We start from the raw sequence: 10,204 nt of genomic DNA, 5'->3' as shown, positions 1-10,204 counted from the left end.
GAAAAGGTCTTCCTTTTTGCTATTTATCTATTTACACAAAATATTTTACGCTCTCCAATAAAATGGAATGAAGAGAGGATCGGTATATAAAATGAATAAGAAAAAGACAACGATATCTGCCGCAATTTTATCTATGAGCATACTTTTAAGTTCGCTCGGCGGTAGTTACGTCAGCGCCAGCGCTAATGCTACTAAAGCTGTTAAAAATGTAAATCCCCCTCCAGTTCCTGCTTGGGGCCATTTTGTAGATCAATATAAAAATAATGTGGCGGATAACCAAACTGTGAGAAATAATCCAACGATCGGTCTTCTCTCTGAATTTAATAAACTGTGGACTCCCGGTGATTCTTGGAACACGGGAACGATACTAGACAATAAAGTGCTGGATCTCAACATTCAAAAGGTGCTCCATATGTCACTTCGGCGCACAGCAAATGAGGAAAAAGAGGCCTACTTAGATGATCGCAGAAATCAGAGCTACAGCGTAATTGACGGTCTTGGTACACTAGCCGATGTCTACCGTTCAAAAGCGAAAGCGACGACAACCATACAAGATGTAGCCGCAGATGCCACCTCTAAGAAGTACAGTGATGAAGGAAATAATGCAGGAGATCCCGAATCTGAACTCGGTAATATGGTGAACTTGGTGAATACGCTTCGGGGAAAATATTCATCGACCAATCCGGCGAAAAGCTATTATAGTTATCCACGCCCTTTCCGCTGGGTTGATAATTCTATAGTCGTTCCGACTCTAATCCCTGTGCAGAATGCGGACCCTACGAAAGACGGCGGTTTTCCTAGCGGTCATACCAACGCAGCCTATCTTAGTGCCTTTGCGCTAGCCTATGCAGTACCAGAACGCTATCAGGAGCTGCTTATCCGTGCATCAGAGCTTGGGAATAACCGTATTGTTGCAGGAATGCATTCGCCACTCGATGTAATGGGAGGACGTGTTATGGCTACAGCAACCGCGGCGGCTATCTTAACAGATCCAGCCAATAAAGAGCTCAAAAAAGCGGCTTATAAGGAAGCGCATGAACTACTGTTAACACAAGAAGGAACGGGAACAGATGATTTCAGTAACCATGTTGCAAATAAAAAAGCATATACCGAACGGCTAACGTATGGGTTTAAACGGGACAAAAAAGCCACTTCTCCGGTCGTAGTCCCTAAAGGTGCTGAAGTCCTACTCGAGACAAGGCTTCCCTATCTAAATGATACGCAGCGTCGCTGGGTACTAGCAACCACTGGACTTGCTTTCGGTTACCCCGTACTGGACGATCCTGAAGGCTGGGGTCGACTGAATCTCTTCGCAGCAGCGGACGGATATGGTGCATTTGATACAGATGTAACGGTAACAATGGACGCGAATAAAGGAGGTTTTCATGCAGAAGACAGCTGGCGCAATGATATTTCCGGCAAAGGTAAACTGACTAAAAAAGGAACCGGGACTTTAACACTTGAAGGAAATAATACATACTCCGGCGGAACTCTCATTGAACAGGGTACGCTTGAAGGTACGTCCAAGACTGCATTTGGGGCAGCAAGTGTAACCAATAACGGCGGGATTCTGAGTGAAAACGTAGATGGTCAATGGAAGATTGGAGGTAGTTACAGACAATCTGATAAAGGTATAACGGAACTAACGATTGGCAGTAAGAAAGATTTGCTTCAAATAAAGAAAGAAGCTGTGCTTGGCGGGAAATTGAGCCTTATTTTCACAAAAAATTATGTCCCTAAAAACGGGGATGCAATTATCACTTTTGACAAACGAAAGGGTTCATTCTCTTCCGTAGAAATCAAAGGCTTGCCAAGTAAGAATAAAGTGCAAGTAGTCTATACCGCTAAAAGCATTCAATTGAAATTGAAGTAAACCTCATAAGGAGTTGCAAAAAAAAGAAGCCCCATGATCTCGGGCTTCTTTTCAATGATTCCTATTTTGCTTGAATGTATCCTTCTGCTTTCAACAGTTCTGCGATCAGAACAGCACCACCTGCAGCTCCGCGCAGTGTATTATGTGACAGTCCGACAAATTTGTAGTCATAGATCGAGTCTTCGCGTAATCTTCCTACGGAGACACCCATACCGCGTTCAATGTCCCGATCGAGCTTCGTCTGTGGTCTGTTTTCTTCTTCAAAGTATGTGATGAACTGTTTTGGCGCACTTGGAAGGCCCAGCTCTTGCGGACGACCTTTGAAGTTTTTCCAGCGGTTCAGAATTTCCTCTTTCGATGGTTTATTCTCGAACGAAGCAAATACAGTGGCTAAATGACCGTCTGTTACAGGAACGCGGATACACTGAGTCGTGATCAGTGGTGAGCTTGCTTTTACAATTTCTCCGTTTTGAACACTGCCCCATATGCGAAGCGGTTCTTGCTCACTTTTTTCTTCTTCTCCGCCGATATACGGAATTACGTTATCCAGCATATCCGGCCAATCCGTGAAGTTTTTGCCTGCTCCCGAAATCGCTTGATAAGTAGAAGCAACCACATTCGTTGGTTTGAAATCAAGCAAAGCATGAAGTGCAGGAACATAACTTTGAATAGAACAGTTTGGTTTCACTGCAATAAATCCTGTGGAAGTTCCCAGGCGTTTTCTTTGTGCTGCGATGACTTCAATATGTTCTGGATTGAGTTCAGGAACAACCATAGGAATGTCCGGTGTCCAGCGATGAGCTGAATTGTTTGAAATAACAGGCGTACCTGTTTTCGCATATGCTTCTTCTAACGCTTGAATCTCATCTTTCTTCATATCTACTGCGCAGAAAATGAAGTCCACGTCTTGAGCAACTTGCTCCACTTTGGATGCATCTTGAACGACGATCTGTTTTACGTTCTCCGGCATTGGTGTTGCAAGCTTCCATCTTCCTTTTACGGATTCCTCATAAGTTTTCCCTGCAGAGCTGCTGCTTGCTGCAATCGAAGTTACTTCAAACCAAGGGTGGCCATCCAACAATTGGACAAAACGCTGACCCACCATACCTGTTCCACCAACAATACCTACTTTAAGTTTCTCTGACATACGTGATTCAATCCTTTCAAATGGTCTTCTAGTTAACTATTCAAACCATACGATTTGGTGTGTGTTTCTAACATTTTATCTCTATATAACAGCGTATAACAATAAAAAAATCCCACCCCCAAGACGCAAAGTCTTAGGGACGAGATTATTATACTCGCGGTACCACCCCAAATTTGCTCATATGTCGCCATATCAGCCTCATCGAGTACGGTATTATAAATACTTATAAATACGTATACTCTAGCTCTATAACAGGAGCTCCTGGCACACCATCCACTACGAAGTAAAGTTTCCGGCGAGCTGCTCTGAGTCTTTGTTCGATAAGGAATCCTTTCCTCCTTTTCAGCTGCCGGAGTTCTCTGTACAAGAATTCATTTATCTACTCTTCTCTTCATCGCATTTATTATGATTATGATCATTATATATAAAACCTTTTCATGGGTAAACATTTTTATCAAAATTCTGAGAGGATTGTTTATTACTTTAACAATGTCTGTATGGTCGATAGGTCAAAACCACCTACAACTTCATAGGTCCAGCCGTATTTCTTATGTGTGCATTTTGCACTATATTGATTGAAAAGATTTCTTGTGAACCATGTGAGTCACCGATCTGATCTATAACTAGTTCTTTAAATGATGTTCTGGAATTGATCTCTGAGATAATAAGACCACTAAGGATGAGCAGTGCGACAAAGGATAAAATAATCATCTGTGAACGTTTACTCACTCAGCAACCCCCTTTCCTTTTCCCAGGCTTAGGGGTTCATTGACGCGCGTGCTAATATGTTGTTATCTGAATCACTTTACTTCATTAATACGCTGTATATGTAACGTCCCTAGGTCAACACATGTCTCTATATAACCAATCATTTGAGTAAAGGTAAACACATTCAGATTCTCTTTTATCCTTTCTGTATCATAATTCATATCATCTACTACACAAGGAAGGAATTCATGTACTTCTTTGGATGTAACTTCTTCTAGGTCCAAGAGTTCTGGTACAACCCTCAGCGCTTTACTCAGTTCATTTGTAAAATTATAGTACTCTAGTAATTTCCCATTCAACAACCAAAAATCATGATAATACAGATTAAAAAGTTCCTTATCTGCTTCCATTCTGTTCCTCAGCCAAGGTAGATTAAAACCTCTCAGCCATACATCATCGGCGATTAAATGAGTGTAATATCCTCTAATATAAGGAGAATCTGCTTGCGATCTGTATTTCTCTAAAAAGCTTTGATAATCAACACTTCTAGAAAAATCTTGCACATCACCAATAAAGAAATGTGATAAATCTTTATGTGAAACTGCATCCGGAGCAATGCTCCCCAGTAAAAATGATGTTTTGTCGTTCATGGACAGGTTCTCTGCTATCCGATTCGCAATAACCAAATGCATTATTCTCGAACCCATAATTCGCCCCCCTAATTCTGATAATTCTTTACGTTCTTTATTACAACAGGTATGGCGTTATTGAAATATTGGATTAATTCCCTCATCTTCTCTTCAAAACCTTCATCATCAGGAGCCCCTATGTTTACAGGAGTATTTTGACTTTTATAAACCTCATTAAATAGATAGATTTCCCGATTGTACTCTTTTCTTATAAAGTCCCTATGTAATTCACTCATTCCAATAATAAAATCATAATCCTCAAATGATCTTTCTTCGAATTGTGTTCTTTTAAACTGTGAAACATCAATGTCCATGTCCCTCATCACCTGAAAATGAAGATCTGAATAGCTGCTGATATCACTACTGGCCCTAATCCCAGCCGAAGCAACCGTGATATCAGTGATGTTATTCGTATTCAGGTAATTCTTTGCGCAGAACTCTGCAATTACGCTGCGAGTATAGTTGTCAGTACATAAAAATAAAATATTCATATTATCTCACTTCTTTCTTTATTTATTGCCATCGTCCTTTCCCACAACAATCTCTCTTAGTTTTCAACTGATAAACCCAGCGATCGAATGATAATGGCTTGCTGAACATATAGTAAATTCTTCTTAAAAGAATGCCCGACAAAATAATCAGACCGCATTACATTTTCACTTACTTCTTGATTTCGATCGAAGGGGGGACAAGGATTAAGAATGGCACCTGGATTCGTTAGCAACATTCTCTCTAGATTTATTTGATATTTTTTAATATAATCATTGGTTTGATATTCAGGCGGAAGCGAATCTGTGAGCACAACATCACTACCCACGAGGTTATCTTCAAGCTCCGTCCAAAACTGATAATTCTGTCCGTCCATAGAGACCCTATTTCCTGGGCTGCAAATGTGTTGAAACGTAAGATCAAATATGCTAGCTATTTCTATCCATGAATTTAGAATATTCCCCGGCGGACCGACAAAGGTGTAGGTGAGTTTTTGAAAATGAGGCTTCATAGTTCGGATTGTGTATAGGTCAGCAACGATTTCACACGGATGATTCTGTGATGACATTGCATTAACAATAGGGATTTCTGCATGTTCCGCTAATTCATTCATTACCTCAAAACTAGGATGACGGATAATCACTCCATCAATCCACTGATTCAGATAACCCGCTACATCCGAGAGTTTCTCCTTTTTATTAAGGGACTCCGGAGGGAAAAGAATACATTCCCCGCCAAGTTCTTTGATTCCTTTTTCAAACGTTATCCTGGTTCTTATACTGGTATTCGGAAAAAATAAAGCGAACGTCTTCCCTTCTAAAATCTTTGTGAGATCCCCGTTTTTTATTTGGTCTGTCATGGTAAATAGTTCTGAGATATCTTCTTGAGTTAAATCCTTTAACGACAAAAAATGATTCATTCGCCTACTCCCCCGTATACAGATTTTAAGTTGCACCATAAAGTTGCTCCATTAATTACAGCATCATTCATTGAATGATCTCAATTAATTCACTTACACAATCTTCTATACTTTTATTTGAGCAATCTAGAATGGTATCACTATACCTGATGTATAAAGGAACCCTTTCATCAAAAACATCCTTCAGACTTTGCCCTTCCTTTATCACAATTCCTCTAGTTGTTATATCACCTAGTCTTCTTTCGAGTTCTTCATAGGGAAGTTGCAAATAAATAATCTGCCCGTCTTGTTTAAGGGAATTCATTGCTTTTTCGGAATATATGACACTTCCACCTGTAGATATAATACTATTTTCCAGTTCTAACCCAGACACTACCCTCTCTTCGATCTCCATAAACTTAGAGACACCCTCTTCAGCAAGGATATCTTGCAATAACCTCTCTTCCTGATTTTGTATGACAATATCAGTATCTACATAATTCATTCCTAATGCTTTTGCGAGCAGCACACCTAGGGTGCTTTTACCAGCTCCTGACATACCTATAAGGACAATATTCATAAGCCAACTCCTACTTAGGATGATTTCCTAGCGAAAATCCATTGTTATAAGCTGTTTATAACGTTTATTATCAGTTAATTTGATAAGTTTGTGATTGTATAAACTCAAGTTTTCTTCAAAATCTTCTCTATCCTTCTCAAACTCACTTGTCCATTTATACATCATTTTTAACATGGCTAAATCTGCTTTGTATTGACACTGTTCAATATGTAATCAGCGATATGATTCTCTATCAGTACCTTCCATTATCCAGGATCCCTTTCGGTCAATATCCATAATTACTTCAACCTGCTCGTCTGGTGTACGTTTAACTCTTTGGTCCCCTGTCTGATGATACACAATAGAATCCAATTCATACCAACATATATTTATATCCGTCCCTAATTGCTTTGCTAGAGTTGTTTTGCCACTGCTACAATACCTACGATAAAAATCTTTCTCATTCATTTCGGCTCCTAGTATTTTACTAGCGCCCCTGCCTTAGTTAACTAATATCCTTGCATAGGGCGCTTTGTATTTGCTACCTAATCATTTGCTACCTAATCAATACTTGACTAGAATTAACGATCCATTCAGTTAGATCAGGGTATACCGCACTCCATACCATAGTAGAGATAAACAAAGTCATGAAAATACGTGGAAATTTTTTCTTAAGATGCCGTGTTGATTGAATCATACTGATCAGGATGAGAGGAACTGTGAAAAATGATGTGATATGCCACCTTACTTGGTCGTCGTGATTAGTCCAGCTTCCTATCCCGATGTAGTTTAAAAAACTGTCCAACAATGAGTATCCGTAGAAGTGATTGCAGCCTAGGATCAGGACCATAAACAATGCACCTATCCACCACCAACCCATTGACACTTGATTTTCTCGTTTAAACAAATAATCTCCTCCATCGTAAGAAGATATGGATATAAATTCCATAATAACATAACTCATATTGGAATCCGTGTTATTCTTTATTTTATTAGGCTCACTTAAAAAAAACGGCTGATTCAGCTACCATGATAGTAGCCATCATTAACAATAAGAATTCCTATAACCCAGAGAATCCAATCATTAGTTTGAATTTCCTTCTATCCTTCTTAGAGAACTTCATGCCTTCCTTGGAATCAATGATCATGACATTCATACCAAGCCAAACCCGAATATATGCTGATTTCATTTTGAATGGTTTTATAAACCCTTTCATTTCACTTTCCGACCCATCGTCGTGTTCAATCTCTGTTCTAACAAACCAAGTATTCCCGATTCCGATTTTGGTATATTTCTTCAAAGATATAACTCCTTCAAGAGTTTAATATTAGACATGTGTATTAAGTATTTAATATCCAGTCCACTGCATCATTGATATGCTCTGCTATATAATCAGGTTCGGCTTCTTGCCATTTATGTCTGTAATCCGACAGAGATGATGCACCCCAACCCGTTTTCACCAGAATTTTAGTTGCACCTACTGCATGAGCTGCTAGCATATCGGTATCACCTACATCACCAATTACTACACACTTAGATAAGTCTAATTGATGCTTTAATGCCGCTTCCTGCAACATCCCAGGTTTAGGCTTTCTACAGTTACAAAGATCTTGTTCACTATGAGGACAGATAAAAGAATCATCAAAACCATATTTTTCAAATTCAAGTCTAAAATCTTCTATGGTTGCTTCACTGCGTGAGATTCTATGCTGATTCGTAAAAGCAAACACCTTGTACCCTGCTTGCTTTAAACGGTTAATCGCTTCCTGAGCACCTTCATATAGTTTAAAGTTACTTGGATGTACAAAATGTCCTGTGCCACCTATCGTCCCGTCACGGTCGATAAATACAGCTTGAAAGTCCTTCATCTCATCCCCTCCCTTATTTAACGTTGACCACTTTCTAAGCTGGTTAATATGAGCCTGGTGATAGCGATTATGGTCAGCCATATGCCATATCCCCCATCGTATTGTTGCTTTTTTGGATATCATGTCCAAAATTAACAACTTTGTCTAAATCCGCATCGGTTAATTGCATACATACTGCTTCCAACATATTTAATACTTGTTCATAGTTATACATTAGCGAGCTTAATGACATTCCTTCGACCATGGGGAGCCTATTATTCTCGTCAATCATGGGACCATATTGTTCTGATAATGACTTAGGAAGTGGTTGTTCCTTTATTCTATAAACCCAATTCAGATCCACATAGGTAATATGTCTTAATAACTGAGCAGTACTGTTAGATTTATGATCGGGTCCTTTGTAATCTACTTCTTCTTGTGACATCCCATCTGTAATACTCATAAGTCGGTTGCTGTTCTCTTTTACAGCAGAATATAACATACCCACAACAGGTGACATACCAGCTTGCCCTTGTAGATCATAGATCACCCTGCGACTCCTCCTTATTTACTAATTCATATCTGATAATTGAAAAGGGTGCGATTTCAGCACTTCTTTTTGGCCGAAAGTCATAACTTCAATTCGCATTTCCTCAGCGCCTTCAAATAATCTCTCAGGGTTTAACATCGAAACATAAACCTCACCATTACTATTCGGTCTGAGTTTGGTTTCCTCTTCTATGCTGCCTAGTTTGATATCCAAATTTTCTTTAGGACCAAATAATACTCCTTCGTCCCCATCGTTACGAACGAGTGCAATTTCATATTCTTTATCTGGGTAAAGATCATTCATCCATATAACAACATCAATGCCTCGCGTAGAATCATAAATTATGGTTGCTCGACCAGAATGATCGTGAAATAAAATATCAAAAGCCTGATCAGGCTCAATTTGAGTCAATTCCTCAGCCGGAGTAGTGTTTGAACATCCGATATTAATTAATAAAAGTAAAGAGGTCATCCAAAAGCGCATTATCCTCTACTCCTTTCTTTGTTGAAAGAATCAGTCTAGATTCAATTCCATTGGCTCCTTACAATGCTGATATCCATGCCTTTTATAAAAATCTACACCTTCATCACTTGGCCATACGATAATAAATTCATATCTATTTTCTTTAGCCCAATCATTGATATGCGATATTAAGTTACTACCGATGCCTTTTCCTCGATAATCAGGTTTAGTATAGACGTTGGTCATGTATGCAAAAGGATTCGTGATTCTTCCTGGTCTTGGGACTTTGTGTATAAGCTCTATGTATATATTTGATACAATAATTCCGTCTTCCTCAGCGATCCAAACATACCACTTACGACTTTGAAATATATCTAATAAAAAAGCTCTGCATTCATTGTAGAAATCATCATAATTTTCATTTTTAAGTTTGCCGTCAACGTCATATTCCATTGTAAAATCCCATCTCAACCGAATGAGTTGATCAATATCTTCCTTATTAGCAGTTCTTATCATCAATAATTCCCCCAGAATATGCAACAATCTCATAACGAATATAGGTTGTTAGAAGAGATGAACAAATTTCATTCCCGCCCATAACTTTTAAAATACTTAATATACCCTAGTGACTCCTTATCGATGAAGATCATTCCAAGTATCTTTAAGCAACCCATATTCTTTAATATCACTATACGTACCGTCTTTAAGTATCATCTCCTGTTTAAATTCCCCCTCTATAATCATTCCGAGTTTTTGCAGCACAAGACCTGAAGCGATATTATCCGAATGGTGCCATGCTTTTAACTTATGGGCGTTTATATCTTCGAAAGCATACCTTGCTATTTCTTTTGCAGCTTCACTAGTAAATCCTTTCCCCCACCACTTTGATCCGATATAATAGCCAATCTCACACTTCGAATGTTTATTAGATAACTCAGGAAAATGGATTGATCCAATCACTTCATTATCAAACACTATAGC

General features: G+C 38.9%; 12 protein-coding genes, 1 pseudogene and 1 other annotated feature. Of the genes and pseudogenes, 1 reads left to right on the top strand and 12 read right to left on the bottom strand.

Features of this window, described 5'->3' with window-relative positions; translation table 11 throughout:
* Nucleotides 1-91 precede the first annotated feature (91 nt).
* Entirely contained in the window at nucleotides 92-1,873 is a 1,782-nt protein-coding gene (locus GQY27_RS19150; protein WP_160036858.1) for a phosphatase PAP2 family protein, read from the top strand.
* Nucleotides 1,874-1,934: 61 nt separating this feature from the next.
* Here the strand turns inward: GQY27_RS19150 and asd are convergent, their stop codons facing one another.
* From asd to GQY27_RS19090, 12 genes and pseudogenes are all read right to left on the bottom strand, one after another.
* The gene (gene asd, locus GQY27_RS19145) at nucleotides 1,935-3,020 is read right to left on the bottom strand and encodes an aspartate-semialdehyde dehydrogenase (protein ID WP_160036857.1); all 1,086 of its coding nucleotides are present in this window, start codon (nucleotides 3,018-3,020) and stop codon (nucleotides 1,935-1,937) included.
* Between the two features lie 132 nt (nucleotides 3,021-3,152).
* Nucleotides 3,153-3,424 (bottom strand) — a binding site (T-box leader).
* A 115-nt stretch (nucleotides 3,425-3,539) separates the two neighbouring features.
* On the bottom strand, nucleotides 3,540-3,749 hold the full coding sequence (locus GQY27_RS19140) for a hypothetical protein (protein ID WP_160036856.1): 210 nt from the start codon (nucleotides 3,747-3,749) through the stop codon (nucleotides 3,540-3,542).
* A gap of 71 nt (nucleotides 3,750-3,820) precedes the next feature.
* The gene (locus GQY27_RS19135) at nucleotides 3,821-4,435 is read right to left on the bottom strand and encodes a zinc dependent phospholipase C family protein (protein ID WP_160036855.1); all 615 of its coding nucleotides are present in this window, start codon (nucleotides 4,433-4,435) and stop codon (nucleotides 3,821-3,823) included.
* Nucleotides 4,436-4,446: 11 nt separating this feature from the next.
* Nucleotides 4,447-4,908, bottom strand: a complete 462-nt coding sequence (locus GQY27_RS19130; protein WP_160036854.1) for an arsenate reductase/protein-tyrosine-phosphatase family protein — start codon at nucleotides 4,906-4,908, stop codon at nucleotides 4,447-4,449.
* Between the two features lie 56 nt (nucleotides 4,909-4,964).
* Nucleotides 4,965-5,825 (bottom strand): ornithine carbamoyltransferase, encoded by an 861-nt coding sequence (locus GQY27_RS19125; protein WP_160036853.1) that lies wholly within the window; start codon nucleotides 5,823-5,825, stop codon nucleotides 4,965-4,967.
* A 67-nt stretch (nucleotides 5,826-5,892) separates the two neighbouring features.
* Entirely contained in the window at nucleotides 5,893-6,384 is a 492-nt protein-coding gene (locus GQY27_RS19120) for a shikimate kinase (protein ID WP_160036852.1), read from the bottom strand.
* Between the two features lie 1,040 nt (nucleotides 6,385-7,424).
* Entirely contained in the window at nucleotides 7,425-7,664 is a 240-nt protein-coding gene (locus tag GQY27_RS19115; protein WP_160036851.1) for a DUF3977 family protein, read from the bottom strand.
* A gap of 40 nt (nucleotides 7,665-7,704) precedes the next feature.
* Nucleotides 7,705-8,232, bottom strand: a complete 528-nt coding sequence (locus tag GQY27_RS19110) for an HAD-IIIA family hydrolase (RefSeq protein ID WP_160036862.1) — start codon at nucleotides 8,230-8,232, stop codon at nucleotides 7,705-7,707.
* Between the two features lie 27 nt (nucleotides 8,233-8,259).
* Nucleotides 8,260-8,761 (bottom strand): annotated as a pseudogene (locus GQY27_RS19105) (DinB family protein); the annotation flags it as partial.
* Between the two features lie 21 nt (nucleotides 8,762-8,782).
* Nucleotides 8,783-9,244: a hypothetical protein gene (locus GQY27_RS19100; RefSeq protein ID WP_160036850.1), complete on the bottom strand. Its 462-nt coding sequence runs from the start codon at nucleotides 9,242-9,244 to the stop codon at nucleotides 8,783-8,785.
* Nucleotides 9,245-9,274: 30 nt separating this feature from the next.
* Nucleotides 9,275-9,739 carry a GNAT family N-acetyltransferase gene (locus GQY27_RS19095; protein WP_236570660.1) on the bottom strand — a complete coding sequence of 155 codons (465 nt, stop codon included), beginning with the start codon at nucleotides 9,737-9,739 and terminating at the stop codon, nucleotides 9,275-9,277.
* Between the two features lie 117 nt (nucleotides 9,740-9,856).
* Nucleotides 9,857-10,198: a GNAT family N-acetyltransferase gene (locus GQY27_RS19090; protein ID WP_160036848.1), complete on the bottom strand. Its 342-nt coding sequence runs from the start codon at nucleotides 10,196-10,198 to the stop codon at nucleotides 9,857-9,859.
* Nucleotides 10,199-10,204: the final 6 nt, after the last annotated feature.

This window comes from Paenibacillus sp. An7 (assembly GCF_009870785.1).
Taxonomy (GTDB): Bacteria; Bacillota; Bacilli; order Paenibacillales; family Paenibacillaceae; genus Paenibacillus.
The sequence above is the reverse complement of the archived record's forward strand: the minus strand, read 5'-3'. Positions and strand labels throughout refer to the sequence as shown.